This window comes from Bacillus sp. SJS (genome assembly GCF_000732485.2).
GTDB lineage: Bacteria > Bacillota > Bacilli > Bacillales > Bacillaceae > Metabacillus_B > Metabacillus_B sediminis.
The window spans coordinates 48,731-73,012 of the sequence record NZ_JAQV02000015.1 but is presented as its reverse complement, the minus strand read 5'-3'; the positions used below and the strand labels follow the sequence as shown (position 1 = coordinate 73,012).

The 24,282-nt window shown below is 43.5% G+C and carries 22 protein-coding genes, 1 tRNA gene, 1 other RNA gene and 2 pseudogenes; 22 read left to right on the top strand and 4 right to left on the bottom strand.

All coding sequences use genetic code 11. From position 1 onward, the window contains the following. The first annotated feature begins 10 nt into the window (after window positions 1–10). The 4 genes from rapZ (at window position 11) to AS29_RS07445 (ending at window position 3,216) form a co-directional block, all read left to right on the top strand. The gene (rapZ, locus tag AS29_RS07460) at window positions 11–931 is read left to right on the top strand and encodes an RNase adapter RapZ (RefSeq protein ID WP_051860504.1); all 921 of its coding nucleotides are present in this window, start codon (window positions 11–13) and stop codon (window positions 929–931) included. Further along, window positions 928–1,887 (top strand): gluconeogenesis factor YvcK family protein, encoded by a 960-nt coding sequence (locus AS29_RS07455; RefSeq protein WP_035404569.1) that lies wholly within the window; start codon window positions 928–930, stop codon window positions 1,885–1,887. Before rapZ ends, AS29_RS07455 begins: the two co-directional genes overlap by 4 nt. A gap of 36 nt (window positions 1,888–1,923) precedes the next feature. Continuing rightward, window positions 1,924–2,874 (top strand): DNA-binding protein WhiA, encoded by a 951-nt coding sequence (gene whiA, locus AS29_RS07450; RefSeq protein WP_035404567.1) that lies wholly within the window; start codon window positions 1,924–1,926, stop codon window positions 2,872–2,874. A gap of 84 nt (window positions 2,875–2,958) precedes the next feature. Then, the gene (locus tag AS29_RS07445; RefSeq protein WP_035404565.1) at window positions 2,959–3,216 is read left to right on the top strand and encodes an HPr family phosphocarrier protein; all 258 of its coding nucleotides are present in this window, start codon (window positions 2,959–2,961) and stop codon (window positions 3,214–3,216) included. A 51-nt stretch (window positions 3,217–3,267) separates the two neighbouring features. Here the strand turns inward: AS29_RS07445 and clpP are convergent, their stop codons facing one another. Further along, window positions 3,268–3,870 carry an ATP-dependent Clp endopeptidase proteolytic subunit ClpP gene (gene clpP / locus AS29_RS07440; RefSeq protein WP_035404563.1) on the bottom strand — a complete coding sequence of 201 codons (603 nt, stop codon included), beginning with the start codon at window positions 3,868–3,870 and terminating at the stop codon, window positions 3,268–3,270. Window positions 3,871–4,204: 334 nt separating this feature from the next. Between clpP and AS29_RS07435 the strand changes: the two genes are divergently transcribed. Then, window positions 4,205–4,462, top strand: a complete 258-nt coding sequence (locus AS29_RS07435; RefSeq protein ID WP_035404561.1) for a DUF2164 domain-containing protein — start codon at window positions 4,205–4,207, stop codon at window positions 4,460–4,462. 156 nt (window positions 4,463–4,618) lie between these two features. Further along, window positions 4,619–4,697 (top strand) — tRNA-Arg (locus AS29_RS07430). 330 nt (window positions 4,698–5,027) lie between these two features. Here the strand turns inward: AS29_RS07430 and yvfG are convergent. Next, a complete protein-coding gene (gene yvfG, locus AS29_RS07425; RefSeq protein WP_035404557.1) occupies window positions 5,028–5,249 on the bottom strand; it encodes a protein YvfG in 222 nt (73 codons plus the stop codon). 73 nt (window positions 5,250–5,322) lie between these two features. Here yvfG and rpoN point away from each other — a divergent pair, with 73 nt between their 5' ends. The 8 genes from rpoN (at window position 5,323) to eno (ending at window position 14,215) form a co-directional block, all read left to right on the top strand. Then, window positions 5,323–6,651, top strand: coding sequence for an RNA polymerase factor sigma-54 (gene rpoN / locus AS29_RS07420; RefSeq protein WP_035404555.1), 1,329 nt, complete (start codon window positions 5,323–5,325; stop codon window positions 6,649–6,651). Further along, window positions 6,644–6,895, top strand: coding sequence for a glutaredoxin family protein (locus tag AS29_RS07415; protein ID WP_231889913.1), 252 nt, complete (start codon window positions 6,644–6,646; stop codon window positions 6,893–6,895). Before rpoN ends, AS29_RS07415 begins: the two co-directional genes overlap by 8 nt. Window positions 6,896–7,015: 120 nt before the next feature. Next, the gene (locus tag AS29_RS07410; protein WP_035404552.1) at window positions 7,016–8,032 is read left to right on the top strand and encodes a sugar-binding transcriptional regulator; all 1,017 of its coding nucleotides are present in this window, start codon (window positions 7,016–7,018) and stop codon (window positions 8,030–8,032) included. Between the two features lie 51 nt (window positions 8,033–8,083). Next, window positions 8,084–9,091, top strand: coding sequence for a type I glyceraldehyde-3-phosphate dehydrogenase (gap, locus tag AS29_RS07405; protein ID WP_035404550.1), 1,008 nt, complete (start codon window positions 8,084–8,086; stop codon window positions 9,089–9,091). Window positions 9,092–9,266: 175 nt separating this feature from the next. Beyond that, complete coding sequence (locus AS29_RS07400; protein ID WP_035404547.1) at window positions 9,267–10,451, top strand: phosphoglycerate kinase; 1,185 nt, start codon at window positions 9,267–9,269, stop codon at window positions 10,449–10,451. A 155-nt stretch (window positions 10,452–10,606) separates the two neighbouring features. Continuing rightward, window positions 10,607–11,368, top strand: a complete 762-nt coding sequence (gene tpiA, locus AS29_RS07395) for a triose-phosphate isomerase (protein WP_035404544.1) — start codon at window positions 10,607–10,609, stop codon at window positions 11,366–11,368. Further along, on the top strand, window positions 11,361–12,890 hold the full coding sequence (gpmI, locus tag AS29_RS07390; RefSeq protein ID WP_035404541.1) for a 2,3-bisphosphoglycerate-independent phosphoglycerate mutase: 1,530 nt from the start codon (window positions 11,361–11,363) through the stop codon (window positions 12,888–12,890). Before tpiA ends, gpmI begins: the two co-directional genes overlap by 8 nt. Window positions 12,891–12,919: 29 nt before the next feature. Further along, window positions 12,920–14,215: a phosphopyruvate hydratase gene (gene eno / locus AS29_RS07385; protein ID WP_035404537.1), complete on the top strand. Its 1,296-nt coding sequence runs from the start codon at window positions 12,920–12,922 to the stop codon at window positions 14,213–14,215. A gap of 50 nt (window positions 14,216–14,265) precedes the next feature. On the opposite strand, the pseudogene AS29_RS07380 reads toward eno, so the two are convergent. Further along, window positions 14,266–15,277, bottom strand: a pseudogene (locus AS29_RS07380) (S66 family peptidase). A 303-nt stretch (window positions 15,278–15,580) separates the two neighbouring features. Here AS29_RS07380 and secG point away from each other — a divergent pair. The 6 genes and pseudogenes from secG to AS29_RS21315 all read left to right on the top strand — a co-directional run bounded on the left by secG (window position 15,581) and on the right by AS29_RS21315 (window position 21,879). Then, window positions 15,581–15,814 (top strand): preprotein translocase subunit SecG, encoded by a 234-nt coding sequence (gene secG / locus AS29_RS07375; protein WP_035404534.1) that lies wholly within the window; start codon window positions 15,581–15,583, stop codon window positions 15,812–15,814. A 452-nt stretch (window positions 15,815–16,266) separates the two neighbouring features. Beyond that, window positions 16,267–17,007, top strand: coding sequence for an alpha/beta hydrolase (locus AS29_RS07370; protein WP_035404531.1), 741 nt, complete (start codon window positions 16,267–16,269; stop codon window positions 17,005–17,007). A 69-nt stretch (window positions 17,008–17,076) separates the two neighbouring features. Then, window positions 17,077–19,374: a ribonuclease R gene (rnr, locus tag AS29_RS07365; RefSeq protein ID WP_051860545.1), complete on the top strand. Its 2,298-nt coding sequence runs from the start codon at window positions 17,077–17,079 to the stop codon at window positions 19,372–19,374. A 90-nt stretch (window positions 19,375–19,464) separates the two neighbouring features. Further along, the gene (gene smpB, locus AS29_RS07360) at window positions 19,465–19,932 is read left to right on the top strand and encodes an SsrA-binding protein SmpB (protein ID WP_035404524.1); all 468 of its coding nucleotides are present in this window, start codon (window positions 19,465–19,467) and stop codon (window positions 19,930–19,932) included. Between the two features lie 274 nt (window positions 19,933–20,206). Continuing rightward, window positions 20,207–20,571: a transfer-messenger RNA gene (ssrA, locus tag AS29_RS07355) on the top strand. A gap of 301 nt (window positions 20,572–20,872) precedes the next feature. After that, window positions 20,873–21,879, top strand: a pseudogene (locus AS29_RS21315) (IS1595 family transposase). A 117-nt stretch (window positions 21,880–21,996) separates the two neighbouring features. Here AS29_RS21315 and AS29_RS07345 read toward each other — a convergent pair. Next, window positions 21,997–22,227, bottom strand: a complete 231-nt coding sequence (locus AS29_RS07345; RefSeq protein WP_035404522.1) for a hypothetical protein — start codon at window positions 22,225–22,227, stop codon at window positions 21,997–21,999. Between the two features lie 491 nt (window positions 22,228–22,718). Here AS29_RS07345 and AS29_RS07340 point away from each other — a divergent pair, with 491 nt between their 5' ends. Further along, window positions 22,719–23,546 carry an Ig-like domain-containing protein gene (locus tag AS29_RS07340; protein WP_035404521.1) on the top strand — a complete coding sequence of 276 codons (828 nt, stop codon included), beginning with the start codon at window positions 22,719–22,721 and terminating at the stop codon, window positions 23,544–23,546. Window positions 23,547–23,815: 269 nt separating this feature from the next. After that, window positions 23,816–24,262, top strand: a complete 447-nt coding sequence (locus AS29_RS21715) for a hypothetical protein (RefSeq protein ID WP_035404520.1) — start codon at window positions 23,816–23,818, stop codon at window positions 24,260–24,262. Window positions 24,263–24,282: the final 20 nt, after the last annotated feature.

Here is a 24,282-nt window from a genome sequence, read left to right as displayed (position 1 = left end):
GAAATTCCGGATGGAACTGACAAGCCAGAACATTGGACAGGAAGAAAGCACCCAAACCCACTCAGACATTCAGATGGTCATTATTACCGGAATGTCCGGGGCAGGCAAGACCGTTGCCATTCAAAGCTTTGAGGATCTAGGCTTTTTTTGTGTAGACAATCTCCCGCCGACTCTTCTTCCAAAATTCCTTGAACTGATGAAAGAATCAGGTTCAAAGATGAATAAAGTGGCTTTGGTTATGGACTTAAGAGGCCGTGAGTTTTTTGACAGCCTGCTTCAGGCACTTGATGAAATTGGAGAATCAGCTTGGATTACTCCGCAAATCCTGTTCCTGGATGCAAAGGATTCAACTCTTGTTACACGCTATAAGGAAACAAGACGTTCTCATCCTCTGGCATCTACCGGACTTCCTCTCGAAGGGATTCAAATTGAGAGGGAACTTTTGGAGGAGCTTAAAGGACGGGCGCAAATCATTTATGATACATCCGAATTAAAGCCGCGCCAGCTCCGGGAAAAGATTTTAAAGCAATTTTCAGCAGCAGAGGAGCAAACCTTTACGGTAAATATCATGTCGTTTGGTTTTAAATACGGGATTCCGATTGATGCGGATCTCGTATTCGATGTCCGCTTTCTTCCGAATCCGCACTATATCGAGCATATGAGACTGAAAACAGGATTGGAAGAAGAAGTATCGTCCTACGTGCTGAAGTGGAACGAAACCACCAAGTTTCTGGAGAAAGTGCTTGATTTGCTGACGTTTATGCTTCCGTATTACAAAAGGGAAGGGAAAAGCCAGCTTGTCATTGCGATCGGCTGTACAGGAGGCCAGCATCGCTCAGTAACATTAGCAGAACACATCGCGGGTTATTATAAAAAGGATTACAAGGCCCATGTGTCCCACCGCGATATTGAAAGAAGAAGCAAGAAATAGACGTGCTGCCTAAAATCGTCATCATTGGCGGAGGAACCGGGCTATCCGTTCTGCTCCGGGGACTTAAGTCCTACCCCGTTGATATAACGGCGATTGTGACAGTAGCTGATGACGGGGGAAGCTCTGGGCGCCTCCGTGATGAACTGAAAATTCCTCCTCCTGGGGATATTCGAAATGTTCTCGCTGCCCTTTCAGATGTAGAGCCTCTTGTAGAGGAGCTTTTCCAGCATCGCTTCAATAAAGGAGACAGTTTGACAGGCCATTCTCTTGGCAATTTAATTCTCGCCGCCATGACGAACATAACGGGTGACTTCACCCATGCAATAAAAGAAATGAGCAAGGTGCTCAATGTGAGAGGGAAGGTTCTTCCTGCGGCGAACAGCAGTGTCATGCTGCATGCTGAAATGGAAGACCGTTCCGTTGTTTCAGGAGAATCTAAAATCCCTGAGTCTGCGAAGAAAATAAAGCGGGTATTTCTGACTCCTGAAAATATTGATCCTTTGCCTGAAACCATTGATGTCATTCAGGAAGCAGATTTAATCATACTTGGCCCGGGAAGCTTATATACAAGCATCCTGCCAAACTTGCTTGTACCGAAAATTGGACAGGAAGTGTGCAAGGCGAAGGCGAAGAAGGTCTATATTTGCAACGTCATGACCCAGCCTGGCGAAACGCTTGGCTACAAGGCGAGCGATCATATTAAAGCTCTTTATGATCACATGAATTGTGCATTTATTGATACGATTCTTGTCAATGCTGACACGATTCCTGACACGATTAAACAGCGCTATGCTGCGGAACTGGCCCAGCCTGTGCATGCCGATCTGGAGGAACTGGAGAATCTCGGGCTTTCGATCGTCCACGATCATCTCATTACAGATGACCGGGACGTAATCAGGCACGATACGAATAAAGTGGCTAAGCTGCTTTACGGAATTTTACAGAAATCCATCTAAAAAAGGCGTGCGCAATGGAAAATGGAGGTGCAGAATATGTCTTTTGCATCCGAAACCAAAAAAGAACTGACGCAGGTTGAAATAAAGGGCTGCTGCCTTAAAGCAGAGCTTTCCGCTCTCATTCGAATGAATGGCTCCCTCTCCTTCTCAAACAGAAAATTGGTTCTGGATATTCAGACAGAAAATGCGGCAATCGCCCGCAGAATATATATTTTAGTGAAACGGCAATATGACGCTACCGTTGAACTGCTTGTAAGAAAAAAAATGCGTCTGAAAAAGAACAATGTTTACATTGTACGATTAACCCTGCAAGCAAGAGAAATTCTTGAGGATCTTAAAATACTAGGAGAATCCTTCACATTTGTAAGAGAAATTTCACCTGAGCTGATCCAAAAAAAATGCTGCAAGCGCTCCTATATGAGAGGCGCCTTCTTAGCAGGTGGGTCTGTAAACAATCCGGAGACCTCCTCCTATCACCTTGAAATTTTCTCGCTTTACAAGGAACACAGTGATTCTTTGAGCGAGCTGATGAATACATTTCAATTAAACAGCAAGTCGCTTGAACGGAAAAAAGGCTACATCGCCTATATGAAAGAGGCAGAGAAAATTGCGGAGTTCCTGAATATTATAGGGGCCCATACTGCGCTGCTTAAATTCGAGGATATCCGGATTGTCAGAGACATGAGAAACTCCGTTAACCGCCTTGTGAATTGTGAAACCGCTAACCTGAACAAGACAATCGGGGCGGCATTAAGACAGGTCGAGAATATTGAATACATCGATAGCAAAATCGGACTCGATATGCTTCCGGAAAAACTGAGGGAAATCGCAAGGCTCCGCGTAGATTATCAGGATGTGACATTAAAGGAATTGGGCGAAATGGTTTCCAGCGGAACCATCAGCAAGTCCGGAATCAATCATCGTTTGCGCAAGCTTGATCAAATAGCCGATCAGCTCAGAGCCGGGAAACCGGTTTCCATGAAATAAATTTGGGGATTTAGTGCATTTTTGCTCAAGCCGCAATAGCAAGGGCACTTAACATAATTATGATGCAAGGGAGAGGGGATTCATATGGTAGAGAAACAAGTGGAAGTACGCCTGAAGAATGGCCTGCAGGCACGTCCTGCAGCCTTATTCGTCCAAGAAGCCAACCGTTACGGCTCGGACATTTTTCTTGAAAAAGAAGGCAAGAAAGTCAACGCTAAAAGTATTATGGGGCTAATGAGCCTTGCCATCGGTACAGGTTCCACCATCACGCTGATCGCAGAGGGGCATGATGAGCAAGAGGCTCTTGAAGCTTTGACGGAATATGTTCATCAGGAAGTGTAATCATTCAAAAAAAACCGGATTGCCTGGGTAGCAATCCGGTTTTTTCTCTTCTTATTTATCTTTATCGGCAAGCAGGTTGCGTGTCATTACTTTATCAATCAAACCATACTCAAGCGCTCTGTCTGCTGTCATAAAGTTGTCGCGGTCTGTATCGCGTCCAATGACTTCAATCGGCTGGCCAGTACGTTCAGCTAGAATCTGATTCAGTTTTTCACGAAGGAACAGAATGCGCTTCGCAGCAATTTCAATTTCAGTTGCCTGACCTTGAGCTCCGCCAAGCGGCTGATGAATCATAACCTCACTGTTTGGAAGAGCATAACGCTTTCCTTTTGTTCCTGCGGCAAGCAAGAACGCTCCCATGGATGCAGCCATTCCGATACAAATCGTGTTGACATCCGGCTTGATGAATTGCATCGTGTCATAAATAGCCATACCACCTGTAATGGATCCGCCTGGGCTATTGATGTAAATGGAAATATCCTTCTCAGGATCTTCTGCTTCAAGGAACAAGAGCTGAGCAACAACCGCATTCGCTACGTTGTCGTCAATTCCGCTCCCAAGCATGATGATTCGGTCTTTCAGCAAGCGGGAATAAATATCGTATGCACGCTCTCCGCGATTCGTTTGCTCAATTACTGTAGGAATTAAATTCACAGTATAGCCTCCCTTATTTAATATGTAATTTCATTATGTACTCTCATCATACAATTATGGTCAATAAAGGTCAAACAAAAACAACCGGATGACAGCTGCTTTTATCAGTCTATGCTGACTGTATTCATGATACCCGATAAAACATTATTTAAACAGGCGATTGCTTCATTAAAAATGAGAAGCGGGTGAACCGCGTCAGCTTTTTACCGTTATGCACGCAAGCATACTGAAAATGTTTTGGGAAGGGCTCAAATCCCCCAAAAGAATCTTAGAATGGTAAGATAAGATTCAACAAAACGGATTGCCGAATTCGAACAGGAGAGGGCTGGGACGGATGATTAAAATAAAAAAAGAAGCAAAGGCGGATATGGTATCAAAGCTGCAGGATTATTTGTATAAAGAGTGGGATGAAGAGATTGGAGATCTGGCAGCCGAGATATTTCTTGAGTACATTGGGAATGAATTGGGGCCCTATTTCTACAATCAGGGTGTTGAGGATGCAAGGTCTTTATTAAATGAAAAGCTGCTTGATTTAGAGGAAGAATATTATTCTCTTGAAAAACCGCTGCGCAAACGAAAGCTCGATTCATAACTCCCAGGAGCCAGCTCATGTGTTATGGCGTGTATTCCCAAACGATGCTTATTCGTGCAATTCTTGAGGACTGATATAACACCGTACGTTAATGCAGGAGAAAAAGCTTGATTAATCAGCTTTAGTGTCATATAATATTCCTTGCTGACACTAAAGGCGCTCGTAGCTCAGTTGGATAGAGCGGTGGTTTCCGGTACCACGTCTGTCGGGGGTTCGAATCCCTTCGAGCGCGCCATACATAGTAATCACAGTCCTCCTGGCTATTGCTGGGGGGACTTTTTATCATTTTTATGGAAAACACTATTTCAGTTACGCCAGGACGCCCGGCCGCGGAGTCTTGCCCTGTAATCAGCCTAAACGAATAAAAAACGCCCTCTCCTTTTCAGGATGGGCGTTTGTACGTTACTATTTTAAGTTTCATGTCTATTCCAAGGAAAACCGGATCATATGTACACTCCAGTGCACGGGGCACTGGCCTGGAATGGACGTGTGTGCAGCAGCAGAATCTACTGCTGATTAAAGGATCATACCAAATTTTTTGTGGAATGTGAAGAGGGAAAGTTTTCTACTTCTTTTGTTCAGTCTTTACCGTGTTATAAGCTTCATCAAGATGCTGAATCCGTTTAAGCACTTCAGCATTTTTCGTTAGCTGATCCTGAACAAGTGTCGATACAACAGAACGATAGTAGCTGTTCATCGCATCGACCTTGTTCATTTTTCCCGTATTCAGCTCGATATGCTGACGGAAGTTCTGTTCAAAGTAAGGGATTGAAAAAAGTTCACTCATGGAAGGTTCTCCTTTCTAAATTTTCTCCTAAACTCCCCTTGCTTCATGTAAAATACAGTAAGGGGGAATGTTTATGAACATGAAAACAGGATTATCGCAAGAGCAGTCGCTGAAGCTTCATTTATCGCAAGAGCTGAGGCAAGCGATCACCCTTCTTCAATACAATTCAATGGAGTTAGAGCAATATGTACAGGAACTGGCTCTTGATAACCCTTTAATTGAAATAAAAGAACAAATGAATCCTAATACATTTTATCATAGAAGGCAATTTCAAGGAGCTAGCTGGGATTACAGTGAAATTGACTTGATTGGCTCCCGGTCCGGCGGTCTCGCAGATTATCTGTTTGAGCAACTGAGAATGATTGATGAGACAGATCGGATCATAAAAGGAACGAGGATGTTTGTAGAACAGCTTAATGAAAACGGTTACCTTGAGGAGGATGCTGGAATCCGCGGCCATGGTTTTTCGGATGCAGAAGAAAAAGAATGCCTTCTGATTCTGCAGAGTCTGGATCCGGCAGGTGTAGGGGCGAGAAGTTTGCAGGAGTGCCTTCTGCTCCAGATGAACCGCCATCAATCCAAGCCTAAATCAGCAATGGACATTATAAGCCGTTATTTTACGCTTTTTGCAGAACGGTCCTGGAAAGAGCTTTCTAGAATATCCGGTTATAAAATACAAGAAATACAAAACACCTATGACTATATCCAGACCCTTCATCCTAAACCTGGAAGTACATATGAAGGAACTCACGCTTCTTATGTTGTTCCGGATCTCATAATCGAGCGGACAGGAAACGGATTTGAAGCAGGATCCAACGATGCAGCAGTTCCTGAAATTAGCATCAGCTCTGAATACGAGTCTTTGAAAACTCAATCCGGGCAAGGAGAACTGAAAAAATATCTTTCTGCGAAACAGCAGCAGGGTGTGTGGCTTCTCAAAACGCTTGACCAAAGGAAAGAAACAATGGTAAAAGTAATGAAAGAAATTTTGTCTGTTCAGCAAGCTTTCTTTCAAACGGGTAAACCGGAGCTGCTCAAGCCGCTAACGTTAAATGATTTAGCGGAAGCGTGCGGAATTCACGAATCGACTGCCAGCCGGGCCTTGAAGGGTAAATATGTTCAGACACCGTACGGAACGCTTGAAATGAAATTCTTTCTTACCAACAAAATCGGATCTGCAAATGAATCAGACCAGTCTGCAGCCGGTGCAAAAGAAGTGCTGCTTCGGCTTGTAAATAATGAAGACAAAACCTCGCCGCTGTCAGACCAGATGATTGCTGCTGTCATGCTTGAGCGGCATGATTTAAAGCTTTCGAGACGGACGGTTGCAAAGTACAGAGACCAGCTGAAAATTCCTGCTTCTTCTATTAGGAGGCGCTACACGGAGGCAAGCAATGATTAACCTGACTGTGTATTCCAGAGAAGGCTGTCATTTGTGCGAGGAAGCCATTCAGCTTGTACAAGAATTGTCCCATGAGATAGATTTTACTTTTACAATTGTGGATATTCATTGCGAAGATGCATTAGTAGAGAAATATGGATTAATGATTCCGGTCGTCGAATATGCCGGAAAAGAGCTTGCATACGGCAAGATAAAAAAAGATTTTCTAAGTAAGCGGATACATGATCACGTAAGGATTGAATAACATTCTTCTCCCTGTTAAAATGAATTTGTAGCAGGGAGATTTTTTTTGCAGCAAGCGGGACATAATATGTCTCATAGGGACTCAAAAAGTCCCGATGACTCGTTTGAAAGGATTGCGTAGATGAGAGAAATGATAGAGGTACAAAAGAAGCTAGTTCCTGATCTGCTCAGCACGATGCAAAAAAGGTATCAGATCTTGCAGTACATACGACTTATGCAGCCTATTGGACGCAGAAGCCTTTCCATCAGCCTTGGCATCAGTGAACGAATTTTACGCGCAGAGGTTCAGTTCTTAAAAGACCGAAATCTGATCTCAATCGAAACTTCCGGAATGACGCTTACTGAAGACGGAACGAATCTCTTGAGAGCCCTTGAAGAAATGATGAAAGATGTTTTAGGTTTGACTCTTATGGAAAATAAACTAAAAGAGAAGCTGAATCTAAAACGGGTCATTATTGTCTCGGGTGACAGTGATCAGTCGTCTTGGGTAAAGAAAGAGATGGGCCGTGCTTGTGTGACCTGCATAAAAGAACACCTTTCCGGAGACAATACCGTCGCGGTTACCGGAGGCACCACCCTTGCTGCTGTGGCAGAAATGATGACACCTGATTCAAACCGTGATTTGCTTTTTGTTCCTGCAAGAGGGGGCTTGGGCGAAAACGTTGAAAATCAGGCGAATACGATTTGTGCGAAGATGGCGGAGCGCGCAATGGGAAATTACCGCCTGCTTCATGTGCCAGACCAGTTAAGCGCTGAAGCCTGGCAGTCTTTGATAGAAGAACCTTCTATTAAAGAACTTTTGAAAATGATCAAGTCTTCTAGTATGGTTGTACATGGAATAGGAGATGCTATGACAATGGCAGAACGGCGGAGAACTGCTGCTTTTGACATGGAGAAAATTGAACATGGCAAAGCGGTGGCAGAAGCATTCGGCTATTACTTTGATGAAACAGGCAAAGTTGTTCATAAGGTTCACACAGTAGGGATTCAGCTTGATGACCTGGCGAACCTGAAAAATGTTATTGCCGTTGCCGGCGGTTCATCGAAAGCAAAAGCAATCCACGCCTATATGAAACAATCGCTCGATTCCATCCTTGTGACGGATGAGGGCGCAGCAAAAGAGTTATTAAGGGATTAACAGTCCCTAAATATAAAAAATAATTTCTCACTTTAAAAGGAGGAAACATTCATGGCAACTAAAATTGGTATTAACGGTTTCGGACGTATTGGACGTAACGTTTTCCGCGCAGCTTTGAAAAATTCAAACGTAGAGGTAGTAGCAGTAAACGATCTAACAGACGCTAACATGCTTGCTCACCTACTAAAATATGACTCTGTACACGGCAAGCTTGACGCAGAAGTATCTGTAGACGGCAACAACCTGATCGTGGACGGAAAAACAATCCAGGTTACTGCAGAGCGCGATCCTGCTAAACTTTCTTGGGGAGAAATGGGAGTAGAAGTAGTTGTTGAATCAACTGGTTTCTTCACAAAACGTGCTGACGCTGCGAAACATATCGAAGCTGGCGCTAAAAAAGTAATCATCTCTGCACCTGCAACAGATGAGGATATCACTATCGTTATGGGTGTTAACCATGATAAATACGATGCTGCTTCTCACGATGTTATTTCAAATGCATCTTGCACAACGAACTGCCTTGCACCATTCGCAAAAGTATTGAACGACAAGTTCGGTATCAAACGCGGTATGATGACAACTGTTCACTCTTACACAAATGATCAGCAGATCCTTGATCTTCCGCACAAAGACTACCGTCGTGCTCGTGCAGCTGCTGAAAACATCATCCCGACTACAACTGGTGCTGCTAAAGCTGTTTCCCTTGTTCTTCCTGAACTTAAAGGAAAACTAAACGGCGGAGCAATGCGTGTTCCAACTCCTAACGTTTCTCTAGTTGACCTAGTTGCTGAGCTTGATAAAGATGTAACAGCTGACGAAGTAAACGCAGCTCTTAAAGAAGCAGCTGAAGGCGATCTTAAAGGAATCCTTGGCTACAGCGAAGAGCCTCTAGTATCCGGAGATTACAACGGAAACATCAACTCTTCAACTGTAGACGCTCTTTCCACAATGGTTATGGAAGGCAGCATGGTTAAAGTTATCTCTTGGTATGACAACGAGAGCGGATACTCTAACCGCGTAGTTGACCTAGTTGACTACATCGCTTCTAAAGGACTTTAATAAACCCGATTCGGTTACGTTTGGACGAACCGAAGAAGAAACGATATAATGAAATCGGAAAAGGGGAAGGGGATCTACAGCATTTCCCCCTCCCTTTTTCTATGGTTATATTCCGAAACAGCGGAGATCGCTGTGATGGAAGCTTCACCTTATCCGTAAGAAGGAGGCCTTTGAAATGAACAAAAAATCTGTAAAAGACATCGAGATTCAAGGTAAGGTTGTATTTTGCCGTGTTGACTTCAACGTACCGATGAATGAAGGCAAAGTGTCAGATGATACGCGCATACGTGCGGCTCTTCCGACCATCCAGTACATGGTAGAGCAAGGAGCGAAAGTTTTGCTTGCAAGCCACCTTGGACGTCCTAAAGGCCAGGTTGTGGAAGAACTTCGTCTAAATGCGGTTGCAGAGCGTCTTCAAGAGCTTCTTGGCAAAAACGTAGTGAAAACAGATGAAGCTCATGGCGACAGTGTGAAAGAAGAAATTGCAAAGCTTGAAAACGGCGATGTGCTTCTTCTTGAAAACGTGCGTTTCTACCCTGGAGAAGAGAAAAACGATGCAGAATTGGCAAAAGCATTTGCAGAGCTTGCTGATGTTTATGTAAATGATGCATTCGGAGCTGCACACCGTGCACATGCTTCTACTGCAGGAATCGCTGAGCACTTGCCGGCTGTTTCCGGTTTCCTTATGGAAAAAGAACTGGATGTACTTGGAAAAGCACTTTCCAATCCGGAACGCCCTTTCACAGCGATCATCGGCGGAGCAAAAGTAAAAGACAAAATCGGTGTCATTGATCACCTTCTTGACAAAGTGGACAACCTGATCATCGGCGGCGGTTTGGCTTACACTTTCATTAAAGCTCTTGGACACGGTGTAGGAAAATCCCTTCTTGAAGAAGACAAAGTGGATCTGGCTAAATCCTTCATGGAAAAAGCAAAAGCAAACGGCGTAAACTTCTACATGCCAGTTGACATCGTTGTTGGAGATGATTTCTCTAAAGATGCCAACACTCAAGTTGTGTCAATTGATAACATTCCGGAAGATTGGGAAGGCCTTGATTGCGGACCTAAATCCCGTGAGATCTATGCAGACGTTATCAAGAAATCAAAGCTTGTGATCTGGAACGGACCGCTTGGAGTATTCGAACTTGAACCATTCTCCCACGGTACAAAAGCAGTGGCCGATGCTCTTGCAGAAGCAAACGATACATATTCGGTCATTGGAGGAGGAGACTCCGCAGCGGCAGTTGAGAAGTTCGGTCTTGCAGACAAAATGGACCACATCTCAACAGGCGGCGGTGCTTCCCTTGAATTCATGGAAGGCAAAGAACTTCCTGGAGTAGTGGCACTTAACGATAAATAAGAAAAGCGGAAGCGCCTTGGGTTGAGGAAGTTCTGCTGCCGCAACACAGAACTGAACTGCATCCTGCGGGGCTCACGCAAGTTTTAAGAAGCAAAAAAGCAAAAAGGCTGTGTGCGCAGCCTTAAGACCTTTTAACATGAAAGGACGGCTTAGCTATGAGAAAACCGATCATTGCAGGTAACTGGAAAATGAACAAAACAATGGCAGAAGCGAAAAGCTTTGCTGAAGAAGTAAAGAGCCTTGTTCCTTCATCTGAACAAGTAGATGCAGTGGTATGTTCACCGGCGCTATTCCTAGATCGCCTAGTGGAGATCGCAAAAGGAACGGAACTAAAAATCGGTGCGCAAAACATGCACTTCGAAGACAATGGTGCTTTTACTGGAGAAGTAAGCCCTGTTGCCCTTAAAGATCTTGGTGTAGAGTATGTCATCCTTGGACACTCTGAGCGCCGCGAAATGTTTGCAGAGACAGATGAAACAGTTAACAAAAAGACGCTTGCTGCATTCAGCCATGGTTTGACTCCAATCGTTTGCTGCGGAGAAACGCTTGAAGAGCGCGAATCCGGAAAAACAAATGAATTAGTTGGAAACCAAGTAAAAGCAGCTCTTGCAGGTCTTTCTGAAGAGCAAATTAAACAAACGGTTATCGCTTATGAGCCAATCTGGGCAATCGGAACAGGCAAATCTTCATCTGCAGAGGATGCAAACGAAGTTTGTGCCTATATCCGTAAAGTAGTAGCAGAACAATTTTCACAAGATGCAGCAGATGCAGTCCGCATTCAATACGGCGGAAGCGTGAAGCCTGCTAACATTAAAGAATACATGGCTCAATCCGATATTGACGGCGCATTAGTCGGCGGAGCAAGCCTTGAAGCACAATCTTTCCTTCAATTGCTAGAGGGTGGAAAGAATGAGTAAGAAGCCTGTAGCTTTAATTATCCTGGACGGTTTTGGCCTTCGCAGCGAAACAGAAGGAAATGCTGTTGCGCAAGCGAAGAAACCGAACTTCGACCGTTACTGGGAGCAATACCCGCATTCCACTCTTACGGCAAGCGGTGAAGCAGTAGGTCTTCCGGAAGGCCAAATGGGGAACTCTGAAGTAGGACACTTGAATATCGGAGCGGGAAGAATTGTGTACCAAAGTTTAACTCGTGTAAACGTGGCAATCCGCGAAGGCGAGTTCGAAAAGAACCAAACCTTCCTTGATGCGATGGACAATGCCAAGAAAAATGGCACGGCTCTTCACCTTGCCGGTCTGCTATCAGACGGCGGAGTGCACAGCCATATTGAACACTTGTTTGCTCTTCTTAAGCTTGCAAAATCTGAAGGCGTTGAAAAAGTATACGTTCACGGCTTCCTTGACGGACGAGACGTCGGCCCTCAAACAGCTGAAAAGTATATTAAAGCCCTTCAGGAAAAACTTGAAGAGTACGGCGGCGAACTTGCAACTATTTCCGGACGCTATTATTCCATGGACCGCGATAAACGCTGGGACCGTGTGGAAAAAGCGTACCGTGCAATGGTTTACGGCGATGGCCCTGACTACCGTGACCCGCTCGAGCTTGTAAAAGACTCGTACGAAAACGGGATCCACGATGAGTTCGTTATTCCTTCTGTCATGACGAAGGAAGACGGTTCACCGGTTGGAACGATTCAGGACAACGACAGTGTCATTTTCTACAACTTCCGTCCTGACCGTGCGATTCAAATTTCCAATACGTTTACGAATGCTGACTTCAGAGAATTTGACCGCGGTGAAAAAGCGCCTAAGAATCTTCACTTTGTCAGCCTGACTCGCTTCAGTGAGACAGTTAAAGGATTCGTAGCATTCAAGCCAGTAAACTTGGATAATACAATTGGGGAAGTTCTTGCCCAAAACAACCTGAGACAGCTTCGCATCGCAGAAACCGAGAAATATCCGCACGTGACGTTCTTTATGAGCGGCGGACGTGAAAAGGAGTTCGAGGGTGAGAAGCGAATTCTCATCGATTCGCCGAAGGTTGCAACCTATGACCTGAAGCCTGAAATGAGTGCGTACGAAGTAGCAGATGCTTTACTTGAAGAGATTCACGGCGATAAGCAGGATGCGATCATTCTGAACTTTGCCAACCCTGATATGGTCGGCCATTCAGGGAAAGTGGAGCCTACGATTAAAGCAATTGAAGCCGTTGATGAATGCCTTGGTAAAGTAGTCGATGCCATCCTTGAAAAAGGCGGTACCGCTATTATCACAGCAGACCACGGAAATGCTGACATCCTGATTGCAGAAAACGGCGAGCCGCATACAGCTCATACAACAAACCCTGTTCCAGTTATCGTAACGAAACAAGGTCTGGAGCTGCGTGAAGGCGGTATTCTTGGAGATCTTGCTCCAACGATGCTTGACCTGCTTGAAGTGGATCAGCCAAGCGAAATGACAGGTAAATCTTTAATAAAATAAAATTTTTCAACTCAAAGGAGAGAAATTAAATGCCAGCTATTGTTGATGTATATGCACGTGAAGTCCTTGACTCCCGCGGAAACCCAACTGTTGAAGTAGAAGTATACACAGAATCAGGCGCTTTCGGACGCGCACTAGTACCAAGCGGTGCTTCTACAGGTGAACACGAAGCAGTAGAACTTCGTGACGGTGACAAAGACCGTTACCTTGGAAAAGGCGTTCTTCAAGCAGTAGAGAACGTAAACAACGTAATCGCTGAAGAAATCATTGGTCTTGACGTAACAGATCAAGTTGGAATCGATACAATCATGATCGAGCTTGATGGAACAGAAAACAAAGGTAAATTGGGCGCTAATGCAATCCTTGGAGTATCCATGGCTGTTGCTCATGCAGCTGCTGACTTCGTTGGTCTTCCGCTTTACCGTTACCTTGGCGGATTCAATGCGAAACAGCTTCCAACTCCAATGATGAACATCATCAACGGCGGATCTCATGCTGATAACAACGTAGACTTCCAGGAGTTCATGATCCTTCCTATCGGAGCACCTACGTTCAAAGAAGCAATCCGTATGGGAGCAGAAGTATTCCACGCTCTTAAATCTGTTCTTAAAGCAAAAGGCCTTAACACAGCTGTTGGTGACGAAGGCGGATTCGCTCCGAACCTTGGTTCTAACCGTGAAGCACTTGAAGTAATCGTTGAAGCAATCACGAAAGCTGGCTACGAAGCTGGCAAAGACATCATGCTTGGCATGGACGTTGCTTCTTCTGAGTTCTACAACAAAGAAACTGGCAAATACGATCTTGCAGGCGAAGGCCGCAACGGATTGTCTTCAGCTGAAATGGTTGATTTCTACGAGCAGCTAGTTAACGAATTCCCAATCATTTCCATTGAAGATGGACTTGACGAGAACGACTGGGATGGACACAAGCTTCTTACTGACCGTATCGGCGGAAGAGTACAATTGGTTGGAGACGACCTATTCGTAACAAACACGAAAAAGCTTGCTCAAGGAATCGAGCAAGGTGTAGGAAACTCCATCCTGATCAAAGTTAACCAAATCGGTACGCTTACAGAAACATTTGAAGCAATCGAAATGGCAAAACGTGCTGGCTACACAGCTGTTGTATCCCACCGTTCAGGTGAAACAGAAGATGCTACAATCGCTGACATCGCTGTTGCAACAAACGCTGGCCAAATCAAAACAGGTTCTATGAGCCGTACAGACCGTATCGCAAAATACAACCAGCTTCTTCGCATCGAAGACGAGCTTGGCGGTCTTGCAGTATACGATGGTATCAGCTCTTTCTACAACCTTAAGAAATAAGGTTTGTGAATGAAATGAGAAAGCCCTCTATCTTTTGATAGAGGGCTTTTTTAAGGTTTGAACACCTGTTTGATCGTTCCTTTTCCATCAGTTGCCTCCACCTCAGCATGTGCTCCATTTACCAGCGTAATTTGAGGAGGAATATGTCCGCAATCAATATCATAGATGACCGGTATTTGCAGTTCTGCAGACATCTCCTGATAAACATCCTCTGCTGTATAGCCGTCCACCGCCTCATTCGCTGCGCTTCTGCCGAAGACGATGCCGGAACAGTTTTGAAACCAGCCAGCTAATCGCATTTGAACCAGTGATCTTCGCAAGTCCGTCGTGGAAAGCTCACAATTCTCAAAATACCAGAGGATGGGTTCATTCCTGATATACTTTTGGAAACTGGCGAAGTCTCCAAACGGTGTACCTATTAAGTGCCGGACCACATCAATGCAGCCGCCAAGCAGTCTGCCTTCAATTTTCTCGCGAGATTTAGGAATTGTTTTCCACTCAGTCCGTTCAGTCAAATGAAAGACACAAGATGAGGGGTTTGAATGATTCCATTCTTTTTGGTAACTGACGGAAGAATGCTGAAGGATTTCTTCACCTGAACGAGCTGCTAGAACTGACTCCCACATTGTTGTCGTTTCATCGCAATATTCCCCCCGCAAGTCGATCAGATTCGTTCCATGAGCAGTGGCAATTCCTGTTTTAAGGGTAATAGCAAGCAACAGGACACTTAAATCGGAATAACCTAAAATCCATTTTGGCGCTATTTTACTGAAATCTATATATTCCAGTACTTCAATAAGAAGCTCTCCGCCCCACGGAGGGATAATCAAGCCGATCTCATCGCTTTGCATCATTTCCATGAATTCAGCTGCCCTTACACTGGCTGGTGCTGATTTTGCCTTATCCTGAGTCCAAACAGTTTCCCCTGCCACAACGCTGAAGCCTTTCTTTTCCATGCGGTTTGAAGCAAGTCTGACTAAGTCATGCAGTTCCCCGGGAACACCGGAAGAGGGGGCTTACCCCTATGCAGGCTCGATTTTTTAAATGCGGGTATCGAATCATTTGTATTCGCCTCCTTGATTATTGCTATTTTACTGGATTGGGACAGGAAGATGTTGTCTCATTTCGTCGAATTGGCCGTAATCGACACGGATTTGCCCGTAATCGACAAACAATTGCCCGTAATCGACACAAACCTGGCCGTAATCGACACAAACCTGCCAGTAAAGGACAAACATTCCTCCTCAATAGACCTGTCATTCAGGTTTTAGAAAAAAATGCCGTAAGCAGACAAGCACTATTGTTTTAACCCCCTCCATATGGTACATTTAAACCAATGCAAACGCGTTTCAGGAGGTGTAGTACATGCATACCTTGTTAATTGTTCTGTTGATTATTACATGCCTTGCACTTATTACAGTAGTATTATTGCAATCCAGTAAAAGCACTGGTTTATCCGGAGCGATCTCAGGCGGAGCGGAGCAGCTTTTCGGAAAGCAAAAAGCCCGCGGTCTTGACTTGATTCTTCACCGGATTACTGTGGTTTTATCTGTAGTTTTCTTTGTTCTTACCATTGCAATTTCCTACTTTAACCTATAAGATGCGGAAGAGGTCTGAGTGCAGGCCTCTTTTTAGTTTTTCTTCCTGCATGCCGTTCCCCGCAATCGACATATATTCTCATGCAAAACAATTGTCGAAATCTCCCGAAAAATCGATTTACCTCCGTTTTCGTCGATATAATTAAGAAATCGTCGATATATCGAAAAAATCGCCGATTTAAATAAATTTTCGCCGATATATTTTAAAAATCATCGATATATCGCTTGAGACTGTTTTCGGCACTTCATATAAGTATGAAGAACAAAGCTTGTGCCTCATTTTCAGCAGCGCCATAAAGTAACCTAGCGCACCTGCATGAACATCCTCTTCGAAAAAGCCCTGCGCTTTTCTTTTCCCCAAACGTTTGTTTAAATAGAAAAGAGGGAGTTAAGGGAGAATACATATATGGTTTTAGCATGAAACAGACAACGGATAGAGAAGGAGATTCAGCTATGAGAAAAGTGATGCCTAAGCCTTTTTTCTTTGAAGGCGGAGAAAAAGCAGTATTGCTTCTGCATGGGTTTACAGGAAACACGGCAGATGTGCGGATGCTTGGAAGATACTTGAATGAGCGGGGCTATACGTGCCATGCTCCTCAATATAAAGGACATGGCGTGCCGCCGGAAGAACTGGTTCATACAGGGCCGGAGGACTGGTGGAAGGACGTAATGGAAGGGTATGAATATCTTAAGGAAAAGGGCTATGAAGAAATTGCGGTCGGAGGGTTATCGCTAGGCGGGGTATTTTCCTTGAAACTGGGTTACACTGTACCAGTAAAGGGTATCGTGACCATGTGTGCACCGATGTACATAAAGAGTGAGGAAGTCATGTATCAAGGTGTTTTGGAGTATGCACGCAACTATAAAAAATTCGAAGAGAAAAAGCCTGATCAAATAGAAGAAGAAATGAAAGAGTTCGAGAAAACTCCTATGGGAACCTTAAAAGGCCTGCAGGAGCTGATTGCAGATGTACGCAAGAACGTCGATATGATTTATTCGCCGACCTTCGTTGTTCAGGCACGCCATGATCACATGATTAATACAGATAGTGCAAACATTATTCATGATGAAGTGGAATCGGATGTAAAGCAGCTGAAGTGGTATGAAAATTCCGGCCACGTTATTACCCTTGATAAAGAAAAAGACCAGGTCCACCAGGATGTTTATGAGTTCCTGGAAAAGCTGGACTGGTAAGCCCGAGAAGAAGGAGGGATTTAGTTGAACCAGGATATACAAAAACACGTTGACCGCCTGCTTTCATTTATGCGGGATGAAGCATACAAACCGCTTACAATCCAGGAGCTTGAGGATGCATTTGGAGTGGGGGAAGCGGATGTATTCAGAGATTTTGTCAAAGCTCTTGTCCATATGGAAGAGCAGGGCCTTGTAGTCCGTACAAGAAGCAATCGGTACGGTCTGCCTGAAAAGATGAACCTAGTGAAGGCCAAATTGTCAGGACATGCGAAGGGTTTTGCCTTTGCCGTAACGGAAGACCCGGCAGATGATGATATTTTCATCCCGCCGAATGAACTTGGAAATGCGATGCACGGCGATACGGTGCTTGTGCGCGTGAGCTCCAATTCATCAGGCGCCAGAAAAGAAGGTACGATTATCCGTATTTTAGACCGCGGAATGAAAGAGGTCGTTGGGACCTATACGGAGAGCAGAAATTTTGGTTTTGTGATTGCGGATGATAAAAAGATTGCTAACGATATTTTTATTCCAAGAGATGCTTCAAACGGAGCTGTAGAGGGCCATAAAGTAGTCGTCAAGATTACTACGTATCCAGAGGGACGGATGAGTGCTGAAGGAGAAGTTATCCAAATTCTTGGGCACAAAAATGATCCTGGAGTCGATATTCTTTCCGTCATTCATAAGCACGGACTTCCTGGAGGCTTCTCACCGGATGTTCTTAAGCAGGCGAATGATGTTCCCGATGAAATTGATGAAGCAGACTACAAGGGCCGCCGAGACCTTAGAAACGAAACCATCGTTACGATAGATGGTGCAGATGCAAAAGATTTGGATGATGCGGTAACGGTGACGAAGCTTGAAAACGGCCACTACAAATTAGGTGTTCATATTGCCGATGTCAGCCATTATGTGACAGAGGATTCACCAATTGATGTTGAGGCGCTGGATCGCGGAACGAGTGTTTACTTAGTTGACCGGGTTATCCCGATGATTCCTCACCGTCTTTCCAATGGCCTTTGCTCCCTGAATCCAAAAGTAGACAGGCTCACTCTTTCATGTGATATGGAAGTGGATGAAAACGGTGACGTCGTTCATCATGAAATTTTCCAAAGTGTTATTAAAACGACGGAACGAATGACATACAGCGACGTAAACAGCATTCTTGATGGGGACGAAAAGGTCCGCGGAAAGTATGAACCGCTTGTGCCCATGTTTGAAAAAATGGCCGAGCTTGCTCAAGTGCTAAGAAATAAGCGTATGAATCGCGGCGCCATTGATTTTGATTTTAAAGAGGCAAAGGTTCTCGTAGATCAGGAAGGAAAGCCTTACGATGTCGAGCTTCGCGAACGCGGTGCTGCTGAACGCCTTATCGAAGAATTTATGCTTCTTGCCAATGAAACGGTAGCTGAGCATTTCCACTGGATGAAGGTCCCTTTCATATACCGTATCCATGAGGATCCCAATGAAGGCAAGCTGCAGCGTTTCCTGGAATTCATCACGAATTTTGGCTACAGTGTGAAGGGTACCGGAAACGAAATTCATCCGCGCGCTCTTCAGCAGATTCTTGAAGAAGTGAAGGGCCAGCCTGAAGAGATGGTTGTTTCAACCGTTATGCTTCGATCAATGAAGCAGGCAAAGTACGATCCTGAGAGCCTTGGCCACTTCGGATTGTCCACTGAGTTTTATACTCATTTCACTTCACCGATTCGCCGTTACCCGGATTTAATCGTTCATCGTTTAATCCGTACGTATTTAATTGAAGGCAAGACGGGAGAAGATACGAAGCAAAAATGGGCGGAAAAGCTTCCGGTTATCGCTGAGCAGGCTTCCAATATGGAACGCAGGGCTGTAGAGGCTGAGCGTGAAACCGATGACCTGAAAAAATCGGAATACATGCTTGATAAAATTGGCGAAGAGTACGATGGAATTATCAGCTCCGTAACAAACTTTGGAATGTTTATAGAGCTGCCGAACACCATCGAAGGACTTGTTCATGTCAGCTACATGACCGATGACTATTACCGCTATGATGAACGCACTTATGCGATGATCGGCGAACGTACAGCCAACGTTTATCGCATCGGGGATGAAATAACCGTCCGCGTAGTAAACGTGAATAAAGATGAGCGTGCCATTGACTTCGAAATTGTCGGCATGAAGGGGACGAGAAGACGTCCAGTGAAGGATGCTCCTAAATCCATCAGCGCCGGACAGGGACGCAAGAAAACAACGAAAGAAAGAGGCTCAGGCCCCCGTGAAAGAAGCGGTTCAGCAGAAGATGGCTGGTCAACCCGAGGACCGAAGAAGAAAAAGAAAAAAACGTTCGATAATGCGCCAAAGGCAAAGCGGAAGAAAAAGAAGCGGTAACGGATAAGGGCGGTGCCAGGCATCGCCCTTCCCGCTTGATTTCAGCCGTGGTAAAATAGAGAGAATATTGATGCTTGAGAGGGGTTTCACATGCCAAAAGGAACAGGAAAAGTGCTGGCTCAGAATAAAAAAGCCAACCACGATTATTTTATAGAAGAAACCTATGAAGCGGGTATTGTGCTTCAAGGTACAGAGATTAAAGCAATCCGTGCAGGGAGAGTCAACTTAAAAGATGCCTTTGCCAGAATTCAAGCAGGGGAACTATATGTCCACAACATGCACGTAAGTCCGTATGAACAGGGAAACCGCTACAATCATGACCCGCTTAGAACGAGGAAGCTCCTGCTCCATAAAAGCGAGATCAGCAAACTGATTGGCCTTACAAAAGAAGACGGCTATGCGCTCGTTCCATTGAAAATTTATTTAAAAAATGGCTTCGCAAAGGTTTTAGTCGGACTCGGAAAAGGGAAAAAGAAATATGATAAGCGGGAAGATTTGAAAAAGAAAGAAGCGAAACGCGATATCGAGCGTGCCTTCCGCGACCGCCAAAAAGACTAATGAGAGTGTGATTTTGTGTCCATCGTTTACTTTGGAATAGCGGCTGTGCTAATCCTAAGCGCCGTACTCGTCTTCCGCAGAAGCAGAAGGTAACATTATTTTACAATTGCTTTATGCAGGATGTTTGTTATAATAGAACATGTACTGATGATAACTGAATAAGCAACAGCTTATCTTATCACCTGTTCTGTGACGGCCAGACTTCAACCAGGACCTGAACAGACTTTCCCGTATTCCTATTGGGATGGAAGCTTAACGGCTTTTACTCTTATATGGGGACGTTACGGATTCGACAGGGGTAGTTCGAGCTTAGGTTGCGAGCCGAGTCGGCGAGCTCGTTAATAACGCCAACGCCAATAATAACTGGCAAAACTAACAACAACCTCGCTGTAGCTGCGTAACAACAGTTTATAGCGGTTCCTCCCTCCATCGCCCATGTGGTAGGGTAAGGGACTCACTTTAAGTGGGCTACGCCGGATCTCGCCGTCTGAGGGAGAAGGAAGAGAACAATCAGACTAGCTGTCCTGACGCCTGCTGGTAGGCATACGGCACAGCGAAATGCGAATATCCCAGCTACGCTCGTAGACGCTTAAGTGCCGATATTTCTGGACGTGGGTTCGACTCCCACCGTCTCCACCAAATACATATTTTGGTGGCAAACCTACATAGATGTGACTTTAAGCATAATTTTGCCGTTTAGGCATTAATATGCTTAAATGAACTTTTGGCAAAAATATGCTTAAATATAATTCATTTTAAATACTCTTTTACATGCTTGGGCTTTAAAAACATTAATATTAAAAAGTAATCTTAACCATTTCTCGATTTTTTTGAAATGGTTTTTTATTTTTAGGCTATGTTAAAGTTCTTGGTTGATTTTGAAAAAAACGTCCTCTTTTGTAGTATTCTGACTGTATACATTACAAAAGGGGTAATTCAAATGACTTTAACGAACATAATAGCTAATATTTCTTCCTTGAATGATAAGGACAAAGAATACATTTTAGATTATCTAACTCGCCATTTCTCGCCGTCTGCCTCACAACAAGGAGCTTTAATCGGTGAATTGAGAGAGAGAAAGTTTTCTCGTGGTTTTTATTGTCGGCATTGTGGAAGTACATCAGTGGTTCGTTACGGGAAGCGAGATAATCGCCAACGTTATAAATGCAAAGACTGTCATAAATTAAGCAGTGATTTGACCAATTCCCCTATGTATCGTACGAAAAAGGCAGACAAATGGATTCCATTTATTGAGTGTATGTTGAGTGGTCTATCACTTCGTGAAACAGCTTCACAAATTGGCATCACTCACGTAACCGCTTTTTACTGGAGGCATAAAGTGCTGTCTGCTCTCGCAAAAGAAAGTATCGGTATATTTGAAGGACTAGTAGAAGTAGATGAAACATACTTCTTAGAAAGCCATAAAGGACGAAGAGTTATTGCGAATCGCAAACCAAGAAAACGTGGCGGTTCTGCTTCCAAAAGAGGTATTTCCAATGAACAAGTCTGTGTATTAGTAGCGAGAGACCGAAACAAAACACCCCTTTCAAAACGGGTCTAATGCAACAAATTGATAACACCCTTACATCGCAGTTAAAGAATGATACGGTGCTTATTTCCGATGCTCACAAATCTTACAAATCTTACACATCTACTAACGATGTGGAGCACATCATCATAAACGGCAGTAAGAAAGAATATGTAAAGAAAGGCATCTACCACCTCAATAATATTAATAATTACCATTCCCGTTTAAAGAAATGGATAGGTTGGTTTAATGGTGTTTCTACGAAATATTTACAACTTTATTTAGTGTGGTTTCAATTCCTCGACAACAGGAAAATGGAATGTGATTTAAGCAAGAAAAAACAAATGCTTATCTTGGTAAGTGTTCATGGAACATGGGAAACCGCAGACAAGTTAAGGCTGAGAGATTATGCATTCTAAATAAAAATTTACACATAAAAATGAGCTGGGAAATGTATCTCCAAGCTCATTGCATTTTGATGTCCACTTTTTACTAAAGCACCCGTTAGTTCAACAAGAACATATTAACGATTCAAATTACCACTCAATATCCATAAAAATCTCTGAAAGAAGTCTTCCTTCAATGGTTCCATTTTTAAAAAGAGCCTCAGATGTTTCAAACTCTTGAGCATAGGAACCTCTGACTCGCGTAAGATAATATGCACCTGGATTTTGGCTTATCCAGTATTCTTCATTTTGATATGTAAATGAGTATTCTTCCCCGATTGCTATACCTTCTTGGAACTCAAAAAACTCTTTTAAAGTCATCTTCTCACCACCTGTGAGCTTTTATTAAATTATACCTCTTATGCAACTAACCTGCCCTGTTAGTTTAAGTGTAAACCTTCACAAATTTGTACTTATCTCCAGTTGGGGTGATTTGATATAATCAGATGTAGGGTACGTGTCACCATACCATTTCACTATAAATCAACCTTTACCTTTAACATAGCCTATTTTTAAGTTGAAAATCAAATTCTTACGAACGCTGATTATAAAGAACTCTCACTTTAAAAGTTCTCACTTTAAAAGTGTTGTACTGTCATTTTTGTACTGTCATTTTAGCTTGTTCAGAATCTGACTAGTTAATAACCATACTAACATCATACTTATAAAACGCCGAAAACCCTTTATTATCAAGGGTTTTCGGCGTTTTTATAAATTTAATATCGCATTGTAAGTGCGATTAACGCTAGTCAAGTTGAAGTGAAGTTCAACAAAGCTGTTGACGCTTCTACTATTTTTGATGCAAATGGGCATTGATTTCTGGCGTTATTACTGTTAGCAGCCTTGATACAGTACCTGCTGGTGCATTAACTGGAGAACTTAGTGCAGATGGGAAAACACTAACACTAACTTCATCTACTAAATTAGATAAGCGTTACGATGTAATTGTTTATAAAGTAAAATCTACTGACAAGAAAGATCTTGCTAAATCAACAACTACTATTAACGTTGCAGATACTACTCGTCCAACTTTCGTTGGTGTAACTTACCTTCCAAACGGTAATGCTACATTCACTTTCAGTGAGCCAGTTGATGCAACTGCTGCACAAATTGCTGCTGCATTAAATGTTACTGGTCCAACTACTGTAAACGTAGTTGCAGCAGACGTTACTCTATCTACTACAAAAAAATCATTCTCAGTTGCTCTTCCAACTGCAATGACAAAAGATCAAAATTACACATTTACTTTCACTGGCCTTAAAGACTTTGCGGGTAACCTTCTAACTCCAAACCCTGTTTCTGCAACTGTCGTTAAAAAAGATGCAGACACAGTAAAACCAACTGTTACTTCAGTAGCTTCAGCTGGTATCGGTAAAGTTGCTGTAACTTTCTCTGAGCAAGTAGACGGTTCTGCTGCTACATTAACTGTTGGTGGAACTGCTGCGGCAGGATTAGCAATTACAACCGATTCAGGAAAAACAGTTTTTACTTTCAAATCTGCTGATTTGACAGCTGGAGTGAAAAGCCTTGTAATCGGTGGAGTAAAAGACCTTGCAGGCAATACTATGGAAGCTGCTACTAAAGTATTACTGCAGATAACACTCCTCCTGCATATGTTAGCCAAAACATTAAAACTGTAGGTTCTGATCAAATCTTAGTAATTAACTACAATGAAGAAGTAACTGTAGATACTACTAAAGATGTAACGGGCTCTTACGTTGGTTCTGATTCTGTAACTAAATCAGTTACTATCGATAAAGCAAACATTGCTCCTGGAAGCGATAATAAATCTGTAGAAATTAAACTTCCTACAACTGCAGGAGATTACACTTTAAATCTTCCAACAGTAAAGGACACTGCTAACAATACAGCTGCATCTAAAACTGTAACATTCAAGCTTGGTACTGCAGTGGATACTACAAAGCCAAAAGTATCTACAGTTGTTCAAACTAATAATAAAGTAGTTGTAACGTTTGACCGCGAAGTTTCCGCGACAACTGCACTAAATAATGCTAACTACGAAGTTGAAGGAATTTCCTCTACATTTGTAGGAACACCAATCTTCAAAGCTAATGCTAAAACAGTTGAATTGACTCTTAAAGATGATGCTATTGCAACAACTGGAGATCGCAACTTCACTGTTAAAAAAGTAGCTACAGGTGCTGGGGCTGTTATGGATACTGAAGTTAAAGCTCGTACTTTCACAGAAACCGTTCGTCCTACAGCAGTGTCTGCTAAGGTTACTGGTTCAAAAACTATCGAAATCACTTTCAGCGAAGCGATCAAAGATGGTTCTACAGTTGGTAACCAGGGAATAAAACGATTAAGCAATATGATTCATTCGGGAATGCCGTAAAGGAAATTAATCCGAAAGGC

Coding starts and splice junctions, on each gene's coding strand:
- rapZ (WP_051860504.1), top strand. CDS start 11: ATGGAACTGACAAGCCAGAACATTGGACAGGAAGAAAGCACCCAAACC.
- whiA (WP_035404567.1), top strand. CDS start 1,924: ATGTCTTTTGCATCCGAAACCAAAAAAGAACTGACGCAGGTTGAAATA.
- AS29_RS07445 (WP_035404565.1), top strand. CDS start 2,959: ATGGTAGAGAAACAAGTGGAAGTACGCCTGAAGAATGGCCTGCAGGCA.
- AS29_RS07435 (WP_035404561.1), top strand. CDS start 4,205: ATGATTAAAATAAAAAAAGAAGCAAAGGCGGATATGGTATCAAAGCTG.
- yvfG (WP_035404557.1), bottom strand. CDS start 5,249: ATGAGTGAACTTTTTTCAATCCCTTACTTTGAACAGAACTTCCGTCAG.
- rpoN (WP_035404555.1), top strand. CDS start 5,323: ATGAACATGAAAACAGGATTATCGCAAGAGCAGTCGCTGAAGCTTCAT.
- AS29_RS07415 (WP_231889913.1), top strand. CDS start 6,644: ATGATTAACCTGACTGTGTATTCCAGAGAAGGCTGTCATTTGTGCGAG.
- AS29_RS07410 (WP_035404552.1), top strand. CDS start 7,016: ATGAGAGAAATGATAGAGGTACAAAAGAAGCTAGTTCCTGATCTGCTC.
- gap (WP_035404550.1), top strand. CDS start 8,084: ATGGCAACTAAAATTGGTATTAACGGTTTCGGACGTATTGGACGTAAC.
- AS29_RS07400 (WP_035404547.1), top strand. CDS start 9,267: ATGAACAAAAAATCTGTAAAAGACATCGAGATTCAAGGTAAGGTTGTA.
- tpiA (WP_035404544.1), top strand. CDS start 10,607: ATGAGAAAACCGATCATTGCAGGTAACTGGAAAATGAACAAAACAATG.
- gpmI (WP_035404541.1), top strand. CDS start 11,361: ATGAGTAAGAAGCCTGTAGCTTTAATTATCCTGGACGGTTTTGGCCTT.
- eno (WP_035404537.1), top strand. CDS start 12,920: ATGCCAGCTATTGTTGATGTATATGCACGTGAAGTCCTTGACTCCCGC.
- secG (WP_035404534.1), top strand. CDS start 15,581: ATGCATACCTTGTTAATTGTTCTGTTGATTATTACATGCCTTGCACTT.
- AS29_RS07370 (WP_035404531.1), top strand. CDS start 16,267: ATGAGAAAAGTGATGCCTAAGCCTTTTTTCTTTGAAGGCGGAGAAAAA.
- rnr (WP_051860545.1), top strand. CDS start 17,077: ATGCGGGATGAAGCATACAAACCGCTTACAATCCAGGAGCTTGAGGAT.
- smpB (WP_035404524.1), top strand. CDS start 19,465: ATGCCAAAAGGAACAGGAAAAGTGCTGGCTCAGAATAAAAAAGCCAAC.
- AS29_RS07345 (WP_035404522.1), bottom strand. CDS start 22,227: ATGACTTTAAAAGAGTTTTTTGAGTTCCAAGAAGGTATAGCAATCGGG.